We start from the raw sequence: 15,356 nt of genomic DNA, 5'->3' as shown, positions 1-15,356 counted from the left end.
CTTTCGAGCATCAAAACATGTCGCCCGCAAGCGGCCCCCCTACGTGGCTGATCGTATGGGTCAGCCCTGCTTCGAGAACAACGTGTCGAGCTTGTCCTCGTAGGCGTGGTAACCGAGGAAGTCGTACAGCTCCTCGCGCGTCTGCAGGGTGTCGATGATGTGCTTCTGGGTGCCTTCGCGGCGCACGGTTTCGTAGAAGTGAAGTGCCGCCTTGTTCATCGCGCGGTAGGCACCGCAGCAGTACAGCGCGATGTCCACGCCGGCTTCGCGCAATTCGTCGGTGGTGAAGAACGGCGTGGAGCCGAACTCGGTGAGGTTGGCCAGGATCGGCACCTTCACCGCGGCTTTGAACTTGCGGTAATCCGCCAGCGTCTTCATCGCCTCGGGGAAGATCATGTCGGCGCCGGCTTCCACGTAGGCCACCGCGCGCTCGATCGCCGCGTCGATGCCTTCCACGGCCGCCGCATCGGTACGTGCCATGAGCACGAAGCCGGGGTCGGTGCGCGCGTCCACTGCGGCCTTCACGCGATCGACCATTTCATCCTTCGGCACCACTTCCTTGCCGGGACGATGGCCGCAGCGCTTCTGGCCGACCTGGTCCTCCATGTGCACCGCGGCCACGCCGATGCGCTCGAAGTTGCGGATCGTGCGCGCGATGTTGAACGCCCCGCCCCAGCCGGTGTCGATGTCGACCAGCAGCGGCAGGCCAGTGGCGTCCACGATGCGACGGGCATCGGTGAGCACGTCTTCCATGGTGGAGATGCCGAGGTCGGGCATGCCCAGCGAATTGGCAGCCACGCCACCCCCGGAGAGGTACAGCGCCTTGTAGCCGACCCGTCTGGCCATCAGGCCGGCATAGGCGGTAATCGCACCCATGACCTGCAGCGGCTGCTCGGCGGCGAGTGCGGCGCGAAAACGTGCGCCCGGGGATGCTGGCTGCGTCATGTGACCTCCGTCAAAGCAGCCATTTTAGCCCATGCCCGTCCGCAGCCGGGATTGGACTTTCCGCCATAGCTGGGGGCCGCTAGGGCATCGGCGCGGCCGGCCGTGCCGGTGCGCAAGTTCCTGCGTGACGAATCCGCCGCCACCCCTTACATTCAACCGGATGAGCACATCGACTCCTCTCGCAAAACGCATCCTCTGGGGCCTGGTGATCGGCGTGGTGGCCGCCGTGGCCACGCTGGGTATCGGCCAGTTGCACCCCGCCACGCTGGCGCTGATGCAGAAGATCTCCGGCGCGGTGTTCGACCCGTTCGGGCAGATCTTCCTGCGCATGCTGTTCTTCGTGGTGATCCCGCTGGTGTTCACTTCGCTGGCCTCCGGCGTGGCCCAGCTCGGCCGACTGGACCGGCTCGGTCCGCTGGCCGGCCGGACCTTCCTGCTGTTCTTCCTCAACATGGGCATCGCTGTGGCGATCGGCCTGGCGATGATGAACACGGTGCAGCCGGGCCGCCACCTGGACGAACAGGCGCGCAGCCAGCTGATGCAGGAATACGGCAGCAGCGCGCAGCAGACGATCGACAGGAAGGCGGCCCAACCCGGCATGAGTTTCGGCACGCTGGTGGAAATGTTCATGCCGCGCAACCTGTTCGGTGCGGTGGCCGGTCCCAGCCGCGACGTGCTGGGCGACGTGCTGCCGCTGATCCTGTTCGCGATCCTGGTCGGCGCGGCCGCCACTCAGTTGCGCGAGAAAGAGCGCAAGCGGGTGCAGCTGGCGCTGGACACCATCACCGAGCTGATGACGAAGATCGTCGGCTTCGCCCTGCAGCTGGCGCCGTACGCCGTGCCGGCGATGATCTACAGCGTGATCGTCAAGGTCGGCGTGGACGTGCTGCTGGCGCTGTCGGTGTTCGTGGTCGGCTGCAGCGTGGCGCTGGCGTCGCACCTGTTCGGCACCATGTCGTTGTGGTTGCGCTTCCTGGCCGGACGCTCGCCGTTGGCCTATTTCCGGCAGATCCGGCCGCTGCTGATCACCGCGTTCTCGACCAGCTCCAGCAACGCCTGCCTGCCCGCCTCGCTGGCGGTGGCGCACGACGAGTTGAAGCTCGCTCCCAGCACGGCCGGTTTCGTGCTGCCGCTGGGCGCAACCATGAACATGAGCGGCACCGCGCTGTTCGAGGGCTGCGTCGTGCTGTTCGTGGCGCAGGCGTTCGGCGTGGAACTCACCCTGGGCCACCAGGCCATCCTGATGCTGCTGTCCGTGCTCAGCGCGGTGGCCGTGGCCGGCATTCCGGGCGGCTCGCTGCCGATGATCGCCGGCCTGCTGGCCACCTTCGGCATTCCGCCCGAGGGCATCGGCATCATCATCGGCGTCGACCGCATCCTCGACATGATGCGCACCACGGTGAACGTGGGCAGCGACATCGTCACCGCCACCGTGGTCGACCACCAGTTGCGCGACCGGCTTGCGGCAAATCCTTGACTCCCCGCGCAGGCGTGGCCGGGCGGCGGGGCTTGAAGCTGCCCTGCCCGACCTCACCTCTGGATAGCCATGCGATAGTTTCAAACAATCGAATCTATGCCAACAATCAATTAGATTTATCATATTGCAGGCCGTAACCTCTCTCCATCTTTCAACCACCACGGGAAGCAAGCAACGATGTCCCTGATCAACACCGAAGTGAAACCGTTCAAGGCCCAGGCCCTCAAGGCCGGCAACTTCATCGAAGTCACCGACGCCAACCTGAAGGGCAAGTGGTCGGTGGTGTTCTTCTACCCGGCCGACTTCACCTTCGTCTGCCCGACCGAACTCGAGGACCTGGCCGACAACTATGCCGAGTTCCAGAAGCTGGGCGTGGAGATCTACTCGGTGTCCACCGACACCCACTTCGCCCACAAGGCCTGGCACGACACCTCCGACGCGGTGAAGAAGATCCAGTACACCATGGTCGGCGATCCGACCCATCAGATCTCGAAGAATTTCGAAGTGCTGATCGAAGATGCCGGCATCGCCGATCGCGGCACCTTCGTGATCGATCCGGCGGGCAAGATCCAGATCGTCGAGATCACTGCCGGCGGCATCGGCCGCGACGCCAAGGAACTGCTGCGCAAGGTCAAGGCCGCGCAGTACGTCGCCACCCATCCGGGCGAAGTCTGCCCGGCCAAGTGGAAGGAAGGCGAGAAGACCCTGGCGCCGTCGCTGGACCTGGTCGGCAAGATCTGATTCACCTCGCGCATTGCGCGCCGGATCCGGGGTTCTCCCGGATCCGATTTACCGAAACACGGCGTAACGCGACGCCCGGGTCCGCCCGGGTGATCGCCACGCACATCCCGAAGAAATCCCACGGAGTCCGCCATGTTGGATGCCAACCTCAAGACCCAGTTGAAGGCCTATCTGGAAAAGGTCACACAGCCGATCGAGATCGTTGCGTCCCTTGACGACAGCGCCAAGTCCGCCGAACTGAACGAGCTGCTCGAGGAAATCACCTCGTTGTCCGACCGCATCAGCCTGGTGCGCCGCGACGACGACGCACGCAAGCCCTCGTTTGCGATCAACCGCGTCGGCAGCGACATCGGCGTGCGCTTCGCCGGCATTCCGCTGGGCCATGAATTCACCTCGCTCGTGCTCGCCCTGCTGCAGGTCGGCGGACATCCGTCCAGGACCGCTGCGGAGGTGATCGAGCAGGTACGCAATCTCGATGGCGATTACAGGTTCGAGACCTATTTCTCTCTGTCCTGCCAGAACTGCCCCGACGTGGTGCAGGCGCTGAACCTGATGAGCGTGCTCAATCCGCGCATCCAGCACGTGGCCATCGACGGCGCGCTGTACCAGGACGAGGTCGAAGCGCGCCAGGTGATGTCGGTGCCCACCGTCTATCTCAACGGCGAAGTGTTTGACCAGGGCCGCATGAGCCTGGAGCAGATTCTGGCCAAGCTCGACACCGGCGCCAGCGTCCGCGAGGCCGAGAAGATCAAGGCCAAGGACGCGTTCGACGTGCTCGTCGTCGGCGGCGGGCCGGCCGGCGCAGCGGCGGCAATCTATGCCGCACGCAAGGGCATCCGCACCGGCGTGGCGGCCGAGCGTTTCGGCGGCCAGGTGCTGGACACCATGGCGATCGAGAACTTCATCTCCGTGCCTTACACCGAAGGTCCGAAATTGGGCGCCGCGCTGGAGCAGCACGTGCACGAATACGACGTGGACGTGATGAACCTGCAACGCGCCGAAGAGCTGGTGCCAGCCAGCGACACCACCGACGGCCTGATCGGGATCCGGCTGGCCAACGGCGCCACGCTGAAGTCGAAGACCGTGATCCTTTCCACCGGCGCGCGCTGGCGGCAGATGGGCGTACCCGGCGAAGAGGAGTACCGCAACAAGGGCGTGGCCTACTGTCCGCACTGCGACGGGCCGCTGTTCAAGGGCAAGCGCGTGGCGGTGATCGGCGGCGGCAACTCCGGCGTGGAGGCGGCGATCGACCTGGCCGGCATCGTGGCCCACGTCACCTTGATCGAATTCGATGGGAGGCTGCGTGCGGACGAAGTGCTGCAGCGCAAGCTGCGCAGCCTGTCCAATGTCGACGTCGTCGTCAGCGCGCAGAGCACCGAAGTGCTCGGCGACGGGCAGAGGGTCACCGGCCTGGTCTACAAGGACCGCACCGACGGCGTGATGCACAGCCTTGCACTGGAAGGCATCTTCGTGCAGATCGGCCTGCTGCCGAACACCGAATGGCTGAAGGGCACGCTGGAACTCAGCCCGCGCGGCGAGATCGTGATCGACGCACGCGGCCAGACTTCGCTGCCCGGCGTGTTCGCCGCCGGCGACGCCACCACCGTGCCGTACAAGCAGATCGTGATCGCAATGGGTACCGGTTCCACCGCCGCGCTGAGCGCGTTCGACCACCTGATCCGCAGCCCGGTGGCGGCAGTGGAAAAGAAAGCGGTAGCGGCGTGACCACCGCTTTGTAGGGCGGACACTGCCCGCCGTTCTTGATCCACTGCCAATCACGGCACAAAGCAAACCGGCGGGCAGTGCCCGCCGTACGTCATCAACCCTGGTCGGGTCCGCGTTCCAGCGCACGACGGATATCGTCGAGCGCGCCCGGGTCGTCCAGCGTGGACAAATCGCCCGGGTCGCGTTGCTCCGCCAGCGCCTGCAGCGAGCGGCGCAGCAGCTTGCCGGAGCGGGTCTTCGGCAGCGCGTTCACCACGTAGACACGTGACGGTTTCGCCACGCCGCCGAGCTGGTCGACCACGCGCTGCTGCATCGCCTTCGCCACCGCCTGGGCGCCGTCGCCGGCATCCTGCTTCAGTGTGGCGAATACGATCGGTACCTGTCCTTTCAGTTCGTCCTTCACGCCGATCACCGCCGCTTCGGCCACCGCCGGGTGGCTGGCCACCGACTCCTCGATCTCGCGCGTGCCGAGGCGGTGCCCGGCCACGTTGATCACGTCGTCGGTGCGCCCGAGCACGAACGTGTAGCCGTCCTCGTCGCGAACCGCCCAGTCCAGCGAGCTGTACAACAGCTCGCGGAAGTGGCTGAAGTAGCTGTGCACGTAGCGGTCGTCGTCGCGCCACACGGTCGTCAGGCAGCCCGGCGGCAGCGGCAGCTGGAACACCAGCACACCCTTGGTGCCGGCGGCGACTTCCCTGCCGGTGTTCTCGTCGATCACCTTCATCCGGTAGCCCGGCGCCGGCAGACCGGGCGAGCCGAATTTCACCGTCTTCAGCTCCAGCCCCGGCATCAGGGTGATCGCCGGCCAACCGGTCTCGGTCTGCCAGTAGTTGTCGATCACCGGCACGCCGAGCGCGTCGGTGATCCACTGCGCGGTCGGCTCGTCCAGCGGCTCGCCGGCGAGGAACAGCCACTTCAGTTTCGACAGGTCGTACTTCTTCAGCCAGCTCTCGTCCTGCTTCTTCAGCACGCGGATCGCGGTGGGCGAAGAGAACATCGTACGCACGTTGTAGCGCTCGCACAGCTGCCACCAGATGCCTGCATCCGGTCGCGTGGGCAGGCCCTCGTACAGCAGCGAGGTGGCGCCGCCGATCAGCGGACCATAGACGTTGTAGGAATGCCCTACCGCCCAGCCCACGTCTGAGGTGGCGAACATCACCTGCCCCGGCGCGATGTCGAACACGGTGCGGATCGACAGCGCCATCGCCACCGCGTAGCCGCCCACGTCGCGCTGCACGCCCTTCGGCTTGCCGGTGGTGCCGGAGGTGTACAGCAGGTAGCTCGGCTCGTTCGACTCCAGCCACGCCACCGGCACGTCGGCGCCCTCGTGGCGCGCACGGAGCTCGGCGTAATCGAGGTCGCGCCCAGCCACCCGGGTCATCTGCGGGTCCAGCTTGCGGTCGACGATCAGCACGTGCGGCGGCGGCGCGGAGGACTCGTTCAGCGCCGCGTCGACCAGCGGCTTGTACGGGATCACGTTGCCCGCGCGCATGCCGGCATCGGCGCAGACCAGCAGCTTCGGCTGCGCGTCGTCGATGCGCAGCGCCAGGTTGTGCGCGGCAAAGCCGCCGAACACCACCGAATGGATCGCGCCGATGCGCGCGCAGGCCAGCATCGCGAACACCGCCTCGGCGATGTTCGGCAGGTAGATCACCACGCGGTCGCCCTTGCCCACATCCAGTGACTGCAACACGGCGGCGAATACGTTCACCTCGCGATGCAGCTGGCGGTAGGTGAACTCGCGGGTGATCCCGGTTTCGCTGGAGACCGCCACCAGCGCCAGCTGTTCTGGTCGCTCGGCCAGGTGCCGGTCGATCGCGTTGTAGCAGAGGTTGGTGGTGCCGCCGACGAACCAGCGCCGGAACGGCGGATTCGACTGGTCGAGGATCTGCCGCGGCGGCGTATCCCAGTGGATCAGCCGCGCCTGCTCGGCCCAGAACTGCTCCGGCTCGTCGATCGACTGCCGGTAGAAATCCTCGTAACGCATGGGCGGACTCCGGGGCTTCGTTGCAGCAAGCCTAGAACACGCCGGCGGCCGCATCATCGCGACGATGGTCGTAGTCGCCGATGGCCAGGAGCAGCCCTGGCAGAAACCAGGAGGGCGGCCCATGGCCGCCCTCCTTAAGTCTGCGATGAACTTGTGCGCTCGCTTACTTCGCGAACAGGTGCTCGACGCCGGCGCGCTCCTCGCGCAACTCCTTGTCGGTGGCGTCCATGCGGGCGCGCGAGAATCCGCCGATCTCCAGGCCCTGCACGATCGCGTACTTGCCGTTCTTCACGGTCACCGGGTAGCCGTAGATCACGCCCGGGGCGATGCCGTAGGAGCCGTCCGACGGAATGCCCATCGAAGCCCAGTCGCCCTCTTCCGTGCCCAGCGCCCAGGTGCGCATGTGGTCGATCGCGGCCGACGCGGCCGACGCAGCCGAGGAAGCACCGCGCGCCTTGATGATCGCCGCGCCGCGCTGCTGCACGGTGGGGATGAAGTCGCTCTCGTACCAGGCCTGGTCGACCAGTGACAGCGCCGGCTTGCCGTCGACGAGGGCGTGGTGCAGATCCGGATACTGGGTGGAGCTGTGGTTGCCCCAGATCGTCATCTTCTTCACGTCGGTGTTGTGCTTGCCGGTCTTCTCGGCCAGCTGGCTCTTGGCGCGGTTGTGGTCGAGGCGGACCATCGCGGTGAAGCACTTCGGATCCAGGTCCGGGGCGTTCTGCTGGGCGATCAGCGCATTGGTGTTGGCCGGGTTGCCCACCACTAGCACCCGCACGTCACGCTTGGCGTGCGCGTTCAGCGCCTTGCCCTGGGGGCCGAAGATCGCACCATTCGCCTCCAGCAGATCCTTGCGCTCCATGCCGGGGCCGCGCGGACGGGCGCCGACCAGCAGCGCGTAGTCGACGTCCTTGAACGCGACGTTGGCGTCATCGGTTGCCACCACGCCGGCCAGGGTCGGGAACGCACAGTCGTTCAGTTCCATCACCACGCCCTGCAGCGACGGCAGCGCCGGGGTGATTTCCAGCAGCTGCAGGATCACCGGCTGATCCGGACCCAGCATGTCGCCGGCGGCGATGCGGAACAACAGGGCATAACCGATCTGGCCAGCGGCGCCGGTGACGGCAACTCGAACGGGGGCTTTCATCATTTGATCTCCGTGAGAGGGAATCGGAAGGGTGATCGGGAGATCGGCATGGAGCGATTCCCCCATGCCCGGCTCCCGATCCATGTTTTCAGGTCAGTTCAGCGAAGAACTGCTGGATGCGTTGCAGGCCCGGCTGCAATTGTGCGGTCGGGCAGGTGTAGGAGATACGCATCGCGCGTGGCTCGCCGAAAGCGGAGCCCGGCACGCAGGCGACGCCCTTGGCCTCCAGCAGCGCGGCGCAGAACTCCACGTCGTTGTTGATCTTCGTGCCATGGTGGCTTTTGCCGAACGCCACGGAAATGTCGGGGAACGCGTAGAACGCCCCCTGCGGCCGCGGGCAGGCCACGCCGGGAATCGCGCCCAGCGCGGCGACCACGAGGTCGCGCTTGCCGGCGAACTCGGCGCACTTTGCCCGCGGGATGTCCTGCGATCCGCTGAACGCCGCCACCGCCGCCGCGGTGATTACCTCCGGCAGGCTGGTGATATGGTTCGAATTGAGCGTGGTGACCGCCTTGGCCACCGCTTCGGGGCCAGCCACCAGGCCCACACGCCAGCCTGGCATGCCGTAGGTCTTGGATACCGAATCGACGAAGATCACCCGGTCGCGCAACTCGGGCCTGGCGAACACGAAATTGTGGTAGCCGATGCCGTCGAACACCATCGAGTTATAGATGTCGTCGGTGATCACCCAGGTGTCCGGGTGCTTCGCCAGCACGTCGGCCAGCGCCGCGATCTCCCCGGCGGTATAGACCATGCCGGTGGGGTTGGACGGGTTGTTGAACAGGAACACCCTCGGCTTGCGCGCCAGCGCGGCGTCGAGCTGGGTCGGGGTGAGCTTGTAGTCCTGCTCCGGCCCGCAGTGCATGACGTTGGCCTTCGCGCCCACGATGTCGGCGATGTCGCGGTAGGTGGTCCAGTACGGCGCGGCGAAGCAGATCTCGTCGCCCTCGTCCAGCAGTGCCTCGGCCAGGTTGTACAGCACCTGCTTGGCGCCGATGCCGATCGACAGGTTCATCCGGGTGTAGCCGGTGAAGCCCAGCGCCTCGATATGCCCGAGGAACGCATCCAGCAGGGCCTCGGCACCGCGGTTGCTGCCGTACTGGCCGGAGTCGTGCGACAGCGACTCGCGCGCGGCGGCGTATACATGCTCGCCCGGCAGGAAATTCGGTACGCCGATCGAGAAGCTGATGATGTCGCGGCCGGCAGCCTTGAGCTGCTTCGCCTTCTCGGCAATCACCATGATCGCGCTGGGTTTGGCGCGACCGACGCGCTGGGCGAGCTGGGGCATGGGTTCCTCGACGTCAGTGGGTGAGGTCTGCAAACCGGGGAATTTTAGCATGCGGCACTGCGGCATCCAGCGATCCGCAAAACCTTGCGGGATCAGACGCCTATGGCGCAATTCGGGCAACTCCATGCATGATGCGGACGCCGCCGCACCATCGTGCACACGGTCGCTGGTGGAATTGGTCGAGTCAACAACAACCCGGGAGGTAGATGTCCATGCTCCACCTGATATGGTCCATCATCGTCGGCTTCTTCGTCGGTCTGATCGGCAAGTTTCTCCTCGTTCACATCTTCCATGCCGACATCCACCTCGGCTTCTGGCTGACGGCCATCGTCGGCATCGTGGGTTCGGTTATCGGTGGCCTGATCGGCAGGATGATCAGCGCGCCGCCGCCCGACTCCAAGTTCCATACCGCCGGCTTCCTGATGTCGATCGTGGGCGCCGTCATCCTGCTGCTGGTCGTGCACTTCGTGGTGCACTGAGCTTCGTCGGCGACCGGGGCGCAAGCGTCCGCCCCGGTTGGCTGCGCAAAAAGAAAAACGGCGGGATGACTCCCGCCGTTTTTTACTTCAGTGAACCGCCCCGCTTTCAGGCCAGCCGCTTCAGGCCCTGCTGCCGAGCAGCTTGCCGGCGAGGCCTTCGAGCATGCCGAGGTCGAAACCACCGCCCTGCTGCCCGGCAGCCGGAGCCTGGCCGTCCGGCGTCAGGTGATCGACCGCATGCGGCAGCACCTGCGACAAACCATTGAGCACCACGCTGGGATCGACGCCGAGCTTGCTGGCGGCTTCCTGCACCACCGAGCCCATGCCGCCGCTCTGCAGCGCCTGGCCGAGCTGCTCGCCGGAAACCGGCTGGTTGGCGCCGGTGCCGATCCACGACTGCACGGCATCGCCCAGACCATGCTGCTGCAACATGCTGGCCAAGCCCTGCACCCCGCCGGCCTGCTGCAGCAACTGGCCGGCCACGCCGACCAGCGAACCCGTACCACCGGCCTGTTGCCCCTGTCCACCGAGCAAACTGTCGAGAAATGACATGGTCGTTCTCCTTCATCAAGTGAATGGATGCGTAGCCAGCCGATCATAGACACGGGAAACCGTATTTGTCATGACGTTCGCGCACAAAAAGAAACCGCCGGCTGGAACCGGCGGTTTCCTGTGCATCCGTGACAAAAACTCAGCCGCGCCGGTCGAGCACCGCGTTCCATTCCGCCACGCGATCGGCCTGCGCCGCCAGCAACGCGTCGACGTCGCCCTCGACGGTGACCTTCTCGATCGTGTCGCCCTGCCGGATCGCGTTGACCACGTCCATGTCGGCCGCATCGACCACCTCGCCGAACACGCTGTGCTTGCCGTCCAGCCACGGCGTCGGACCGTGGGTGATGAAGAACTGGCTGCCGTTGGTCCGCGGGCCGGCATTCGCCATCGACAACACCCCCGGCTTGTCATGGCGCAGCGACGGGTTGAACTCGTCCTCGAACTTGTAGCCCGGGCCGCCGCGGCCGCTGCCCTCGGGGCAACCGCCCTGGATCATGAAGTCGGCGATCACGCGATGGAACGACAGGCCATCGTAGTAGCCGCGACGGGCCAGGTTGACGAAGCTGGCCACCGTGACCGGCGCCTTGTCTTCATGCAGGCGCAGGTGGATCGGGCCGCGGTTGGTGGTGAAGGTGACGTTGATGGTCATCGCAAATCCTTGGGTTTGAAAGCTGCTCCGCGCCGGGGCACCGGCACGAGGATGGTCAAGGATAACCCAGCACCCTCTACAGACCCAGCATGCCGCGCGCCAGCGGCCCGGCACCTCGCGGCCGTGCCGCCGGCGCCGGCGCGTCGAGCGGCCACGCCGCATCTTCGTACAGGTGCGCCCACAACCGGTCCAGCGCGGCATAGCCATACGGCAGCAGCGGCACGTAGTGCTCGCCGAAGCCGGGCAGCGCCAGGAAGGCATCGAAGTGTTGCGCGTGCGGCACCTTCCAGTAGATCGGGTGGCGTCCCTCGTCGTGCAGCCATGCCACATAGGGTTCGGAGCTGAAGGCGGTGGGCAGCAGGCCGTCGCCGGAGCCGTGCAGCACCCACAGCGGCAGGTCGCGACGCGGCAGTCTCGCTGCAGTGGCCGCTACGGCGGCGTGCAGCATCTGCGACTCGTGGTCGTCGCCGGTCCACAGCGCGCGCAGGCACTCGCTGCCGATGAGGGCGGGATCGGCCGAGACGTTCATGCCGCCGAACAGGCCGATGCCATTGCCCGGCGGAATACCCGAACCATCCGCCCACCAGCTGGCCCGCGTCACCGGATCGGTGACGCCGGGCAGCCCGCCCGCACCGATCGCCGCGTAATGAAAGCCGCACGGCATGTCCGTGGCACCGCGGCGCAGGTAGGCCGAGGCGTAGCCCGCGGCGATCACCCGCCAAAGGTCGAAGGCGGTCGTGCTGGCCGCGGTATGCATCGCCTCGTCGGTCCAGCCGCGCGCGTACAGGTATTGCCGCGCCTGTTCCGCCTGCACGGCCACGGTGTTGCCGCCGAGCTTGCCCTGCGCGCGCAGGCTGGCGCAACGGATCAGCCACGCCGGCAGCGGCACGCCGCGCGGTCCGCGCGCCAGCGGCACCGGGGCAAAATGCTCTGCGCTCAACGCGCACGGCAACCAGATCGCCGCCTCGGTGGCGTAGTCGTACAGTGCGCGGCCGCGGTCCTGCACGTGCACGTTCGGCTCCAGCGCCACCACGCCGGCAAAGAAGTGTTCCTGGTCCAGTCCCGCCGCCTGCAGCACCGCGCCGCCGCCATTGGAGACGCCGACAGCGATGATCTTCGTGTTCTGCGGCGTGAACGGCGCTTCACCTGGAAACGCGCGGTCGAGCATGGCCAGGCCGAACTGCGCCGCCTGGATCACGTGGCGGCCCCAGTCCCCCTCGGGGTTGTCGCCCGAATGCGCATGCTTGATCGCGATACCCGCAGCGGGCGACGCCGGCGGCGGCTGGAATTCCAGTTCCGCCTCGCCGCGCTTCGCGCGACGGCCGTCCAGCGCCACGCCGCTGCCGTCGGCGTAATCGAAGTAACCCGCGCCGGTGCCCTTGTCGGTGTACGCCACCGCGCAGCCGTGCGGCAGGCCCCAGGCGCCAGCCAGTGCAATCGCGCCATAGATACCGCGCGAACCGGACGAAGCGGTCACCACCAGGCAGCGTTTCTGCCGATCGAAGTGATCCGGCAGCTGCAGCAGCACGCGATGCGGCGAACGGGCGCCGGGGATGCGCGCGAACGCCTGGTATTCGCCCCCCGGCACGTCCGGCACAGCGCCGTAGACCGTACCGTAACCACCCAGTGGACCGAGGTCGGCGATCCCTTTCCAGCTGTTCTGGATCGCGCGCCGGCGCAGTTCCTCAGCGGTGGGATCCAGCGGATTGGCGAACGGCGATGGCAGGCCGGCCAGTCCTGCCAGGCCCAGCCCCGCGCTCAGCAGATCGTCGGGGCCGCGATGCTCGGTTACCCGCACGTTGCCGTAATCGACCTCACGCATGGCGGATTCCTTCCTCGTTCCCTGGCCGGCACACCCCGCCAGCATGACCGATACGAGGGCGAACAAGAACAGCAGCGGAGAAATGCGGGCGGAGTTCCTCATCCGGTCACCCTAGCAAACACATCGGCGGCCGCCATCGTACGAAAGTCCATGCGCCGAACTCGACGTGGCCGCCACGGCCCGTTAACTTCGGCGGGATGACCACCCTGCTGATCGCCGACGACCATCCGCTGTTCCGCGCTGCGCTGCGCCTGGCCGCCGGCGAGAACCTGCCCGGCTGCCGCGTGCAGGAAGCCGCCGACCTGTCCGGCGTGCTCGACGTGCTGGCCGCCGAACCGGATACCGACCTGGTCCTGCTCGACCTGCACATGCCCGGCAGCCGCGGCCTGTCCGGGCTCGCCGCGTTGCGCGGCCAGCATCCTGGCGTGGCCGTGCTGGTGGTGTCCGCCCACGACGACCCGCGCATCGTGCGCCGCGTGCTCGACCACGGTGCCGCCGGCTTCATTCCCAAGAGCGCCAGCCCTGCCGAAATCGGCAGCGCGATCAGGAGCGTGCTCGACTGCGGCAGCTGGCTGCCGCCCGGCCTCGCCGACGCCGTCGCCGCGTTGCCGGCCGACCCCGCCGACACCGATCTCGCCCGCCGCCTCGCCCGCCTCACCGAACAACAGTCGCGCGTGCTGGCACTGCTCGCCGAAGGCTTGCTCAACAAGCAGATCGCCGACCGCCTGGGTATCCAGGAACGCACGGTCAAGGCGCATGTCACCGCCATCTTCGAGAAGCTGAAGGTGCGCAACCGGACGCAGGCCGGGATGGCGCTGCGGTCGCTGGAGCTGGAAACCCCGACGCGGGAAGCCTGAGCGCGGCACGGTGCGGATGGCCGTGCATCGCGCCATGCATCCGCCGCCTGCCCGCTACCTCCGGGGCAGGCTCGCATCGGCGCCCGTGCCGCCGGCGCAACGCTGCGCAAGCACGGAGCCGAACGTCACCACCACGGTATCGCCCACCAGGCGCAGGGTGTAGGCGCGGGTGCGGCGCGCCACCGGCACCGTGCAGGCCTCCGCCAGGATGGCGGTCATCCGCTGCGTCGCCACGGAGTCGGTCCGGAAGCGCAGGTCCACCAGCTCGGGGACGTAGTAGTTGAGGAAGTTGTGGGTGGCGAACATGTCGTCCACGGAAAGATAGATCGGCACCAGCGCGCGGGCCAGCGGGAACTGCTCCACGACGTGCGCCGCGGGGGGCGAGTATCCCGCCGTGCCGTCAAGCAGGTAGGCGTGCAGCGGCGCGGCGGCTCCCAGCTCGGCAAGGTCGTCGGCCAGTCGCGCGGCAATCCGCTCCTCGTAGCTTTTCTGCTCGCCCATGGCATTGCCATAGGCGCTGGCGATGGCACACATGCCGAGGGCGAGCATGCCGGCGACGCCCACGACCCACCGCGCCGAGCGACGCCATTGCCGCAGGGCCGCCTGCATGACGATCAGTGCCGCCGCCAGCAGGGCACCCACGCCCACCAGCACGCGCGGCTCGATCTCCGGCTTGAGCAGCACCAGCATGGGCCCCGCCACACAGAGCAGCGCCGCCAGCGGCAGCGCGAAAGCAGTCACGAACAGGATCGCGCCGACCCAGGCCGGATGCGCGTGCCGAACTCGCAGCGTATAACGCAGGCCGATCGCCACGGGAAGCAGCGCCAGCAACACCAGGACCGGGGCGAAATACATCCACCAGTGGCGATTGAAGCTGCTGCCGATGAACCCGCAGAAATCGATGACGTTGCCCTTGATCAGCGGCAGGTCGTGCAAGCCGTGGATCCGCTCCGCCTTCTGCTTCACCCAGCCGTGGATGTGGATACCGACGAGCACCTGATAGACCAGCATGGCGAGGCCGACCTGCCCGGCCCGCGCCAGGAACCGCCTGGTCCAGCGCCGCAATTCCTCCCCGTGCAACTGGGCGAGCACCACCTCCAGCAGCACGAAGATCAGATAGGCATTGATGGCGGCCTGGTAGAAGCAGAGGCTGGCAAAAATCGCCAGCACGCCGAGCCACCATCCGCGGCGGTCGTCTTTCAGCGCGATGAGCGGCAACAGGGCGAGCAGCATCGCCATGCTCATGCTCAGGGCATCGAACTTGTAGGAAAGATTCTCCAGGTAGAACGGCTGTGCACCCAGCGGAAACGCCACCAGGGCTGCCACCCACGGCGAGCGGATGGCGTAGCGGCGCGCGATCATCGCGCCAGCCCAGGCGAGCACCACGACGGCGCCGATCTGGGTCAGCGGGGAGAGGTCGACCAGCGCCGAGTCGTAGCACTGCAACAGTTTCATCAGCAGGGTCGTCAGCGGCCTGCCATTGGAATCCCAGCCGGTATGGCCGATCAGCGCGCGCTTCAGGTCGTCCATGTAATAACGGTTGGCGCGCAGGATCGGGTAAAGGATCAGCACGTACAGCGCGAGCAGGATGACGAAGACGCCGCGGCCGGCGCGCCGTGAAGCGGCGCCGCCAGCGCCGGGCATGTCCTGCGGCATCGGCTGGCTCATGGTGCAGGGCTCGCTGCTG

At 66.9% G+C, this 15,356-nt stretch carries 13 protein-coding genes; 5 read left to right on the top strand and 8 right to left on the bottom strand.

Annotated features, from left to right (window positions below; genetic code table 11):
- Window positions 1–60 precede the first annotated feature (60 nt).
- Window positions 61–945, bottom strand: a complete 885-nt coding sequence (gene prpB / locus DEO45_RS08745; protein WP_114342616.1) for a methylisocitrate lyase — start codon at window positions 943–945, stop codon at window positions 61–63.
- Between the two features lie 160 nt (window positions 946–1,105).
- Here prpB and DEO45_RS08740 point away from each other — a divergent pair, with 160 nt between their 5' ends.
- The 3 genes from DEO45_RS08740 to ahpF all read left to right on the top strand — a co-directional run bounded on the left by DEO45_RS08740 (window position 1,106) and on the right by ahpF (window position 4,888).
- Window positions 1,106–2,422, top strand: a complete 1,317-nt coding sequence (locus tag DEO45_RS08740) for a dicarboxylate/amino acid:cation symporter (RefSeq protein ID WP_114342613.1) — start codon at window positions 1,106–1,108, stop codon at window positions 2,420–2,422.
- Window positions 2,423–2,599: 177 nt separating this feature from the next.
- Window positions 2,600–3,163: an alkyl hydroperoxide reductase subunit C gene (gene ahpC / locus DEO45_RS08735; protein ID WP_114342610.1), complete on the top strand. Its 564-nt coding sequence runs from the start codon at window positions 2,600–2,602 to the stop codon at window positions 3,161–3,163.
- A 132-nt stretch (window positions 3,164–3,295) separates the two neighbouring features.
- Window positions 3,296–4,888 carry an alkyl hydroperoxide reductase subunit F gene (gene ahpF / locus DEO45_RS08730; RefSeq protein ID WP_114342608.1) on the top strand — a complete coding sequence of 531 codons (1,593 nt, stop codon included), beginning with the start codon at window positions 3,296–3,298 and terminating at the stop codon, window positions 4,886–4,888.
- 94 nt (window positions 4,889–4,982) lie between these two features.
- Here the strand turns inward: ahpF and prpE are convergent, their stop codons facing one another.
- The 3 genes from prpE to DEO45_RS08715 form a co-directional block, all read right to left on the bottom strand.
- Window positions 4,983–6,875 carry a propionate--CoA ligase gene (gene prpE, locus DEO45_RS08725; protein ID WP_114342606.1) on the bottom strand — a complete coding sequence of 631 codons (1,893 nt, stop codon included), beginning with the start codon at window positions 6,873–6,875 and terminating at the stop codon, window positions 4,983–4,985.
- Window positions 6,876–7,038: 163 nt separating this feature from the next.
- Window positions 7,039–8,022: a malate dehydrogenase gene (locus DEO45_RS08720; RefSeq protein WP_114342927.1), complete on the bottom strand. Its 984-nt coding sequence runs from the start codon at window positions 8,020–8,022 to the stop codon at window positions 7,039–7,041.
- An 88-nt stretch (window positions 8,023–8,110) separates the two neighbouring features.
- Entirely contained in the window at window positions 8,111–9,310 is a 1,200-nt protein-coding gene (locus tag DEO45_RS08715; RefSeq protein ID WP_114342604.1) for an aminotransferase class I/II-fold pyridoxal phosphate-dependent enzyme, read from the bottom strand.
- A gap of 212 nt (window positions 9,311–9,522) precedes the next feature.
- Here DEO45_RS08715 and DEO45_RS08710 point away from each other — a divergent pair, with 212 nt between their 5' ends.
- Window positions 9,523–9,789 carry a GlsB/YeaQ/YmgE family stress response membrane protein gene (locus DEO45_RS08710; RefSeq protein ID WP_114342925.1) on the top strand — a complete coding sequence of 89 codons (267 nt, stop codon included), beginning with the start codon at window positions 9,523–9,525 and terminating at the stop codon, window positions 9,787–9,789.
- A gap of 120 nt (window positions 9,790–9,909) precedes the next feature.
- On the opposite strand, the gene DEO45_RS08705 is transcribed toward DEO45_RS08710, so the two are convergent.
- From DEO45_RS08705 to DEO45_RS08695, 3 genes are all read right to left on the bottom strand, one after another.
- Window positions 9,910–10,341: a YidB family protein gene (locus DEO45_RS08705; RefSeq protein ID WP_114342602.1), complete on the bottom strand. Its 432-nt coding sequence runs from the start codon at window positions 10,339–10,341 to the stop codon at window positions 9,910–9,912.
- 139 nt (window positions 10,342–10,480) lie between these two features.
- Window positions 10,481–10,990 (bottom strand): peptidylprolyl isomerase, encoded by a 510-nt coding sequence (locus DEO45_RS08700; RefSeq protein ID WP_114342600.1) that lies wholly within the window; start codon window positions 10,988–10,990, stop codon window positions 10,481–10,483.
- Window positions 10,991–11,066: 76 nt separating this feature from the next.
- Window positions 11,067–12,857, bottom strand: coding sequence for a 3-hydroxybutyrate oligomer hydrolase family protein (locus DEO45_RS08695; RefSeq protein WP_114342923.1), 1,791 nt, complete (start codon window positions 12,855–12,857; stop codon window positions 11,067–11,069).
- A 152-nt stretch (window positions 12,858–13,009) separates the two neighbouring features.
- Here DEO45_RS08695 and DEO45_RS08690 point away from each other — a divergent pair, with 152 nt between their 5' ends.
- A complete protein-coding gene (locus tag DEO45_RS08690; RefSeq protein ID WP_114342597.1) occupies window positions 13,010–13,669 on the top strand; it encodes a response regulator transcription factor in 660 nt (219 codons plus the stop codon).
- Between the two features lie 54 nt (window positions 13,670–13,723).
- Here the strand turns inward: DEO45_RS08690 and DEO45_RS08685 are convergent, their stop codons facing one another.
- Entirely contained in the window at window positions 13,724–15,325 is a 1,602-nt protein-coding gene (locus tag DEO45_RS08685; RefSeq protein ID WP_223250827.1) for a glucosyltransferase domain-containing protein, read from the bottom strand.
- Between the last annotated feature and the right edge of the window lie 31 nt (window positions 15,326–15,356).

This window comes from Rhodanobacter denitrificans (assembly GCF_003335105.1).
GTDB classification, from domain to species: Bacteria; Pseudomonadota; Gammaproteobacteria; order Xanthomonadales; family Rhodanobacteraceae; genus Rhodanobacter; species Rhodanobacter denitrificans_A.
The sequence above is the reverse complement of the archived record's forward strand: the minus strand, read 5'-3'. Positions and strand labels throughout refer to the sequence as shown.

What these genes read in the sequence shown, in the direction of transcription:
- DEO45_RS08695 (WP_114342923.1), bottom strand. Translation starts at nt 12,857, where the DNA reads ATGCTGGCGGGGTGTGCCGGCCAGGGAACGAGGAAGGAATCCGCCATG.
- DEO45_RS08690 (WP_114342597.1), top strand. Translation starts at nt 13,010, where the DNA reads ATGACCACCCTGCTGATCGCCGACGACCATCCGCTGTTCCGCGCTGCG.
- DEO45_RS08740 (WP_114342613.1), top strand. Translation starts at nt 1,106, where the DNA reads ATGAGCACATCGACTCCTCTCGCAAAACGCATCCTCTGGGGCCTGGTG.
- DEO45_RS08710 (WP_114342925.1), top strand. Translation starts at nt 9,523, where the DNA reads ATGCTCCACCTGATATGGTCCATCATCGTCGGCTTCTTCGTCGGTCTG.
- DEO45_RS08700 (WP_114342600.1), bottom strand. Translation starts at nt 10,990, where the DNA reads ATGACCATCAACGTCACCTTCACCACCAACCGCGGCCCGATCCACCTG.
- prpE (WP_114342606.1), bottom strand. Translation starts at nt 6,875, where the DNA reads ATGCGTTACGAGGATTTCTACCGGCAGTCGATCGACGAGCCGGAGCAG.
- ahpC (WP_114342610.1), top strand. Translation starts at nt 2,600, where the DNA reads ATGTCCCTGATCAACACCGAAGTGAAACCGTTCAAGGCCCAGGCCCTC.
- DEO45_RS08720 (WP_114342927.1), bottom strand. Translation starts at nt 8,022, where the DNA reads ATGAAAGCCCCCGTTCGAGTTGCCGTCACCGGCGCCGCTGGCCAGATC.
- ahpF (WP_114342608.1), top strand. Translation starts at nt 3,296, where the DNA reads ATGTTGGATGCCAACCTCAAGACCCAGTTGAAGGCCTATCTGGAAAAG.
- DEO45_RS08685 (WP_223250827.1), bottom strand. Translation starts at nt 15,325, where the DNA reads ATGCCGCAGGACATGCCCGGCGCTGGCGGCGCCGCTTCACGGCGCGCC.
- prpB (WP_114342616.1), bottom strand. Translation starts at nt 945, where the DNA reads ATGACGCAGCCAGCATCCCCGGGCGCACGTTTTCGCGCCGCACTCGCC.
- DEO45_RS08705 (WP_114342602.1), bottom strand. Translation starts at nt 10,341, where the DNA reads ATGTCATTTCTCGACAGTTTGCTCGGTGGACAGGGGCAACAGGCCGGT.
- DEO45_RS08715 (WP_114342604.1), bottom strand. Translation starts at nt 9,310, where the DNA reads ATGCCCCAGCTCGCCCAGCGCGTCGGTCGCGCCAAACCCAGCGCGATC.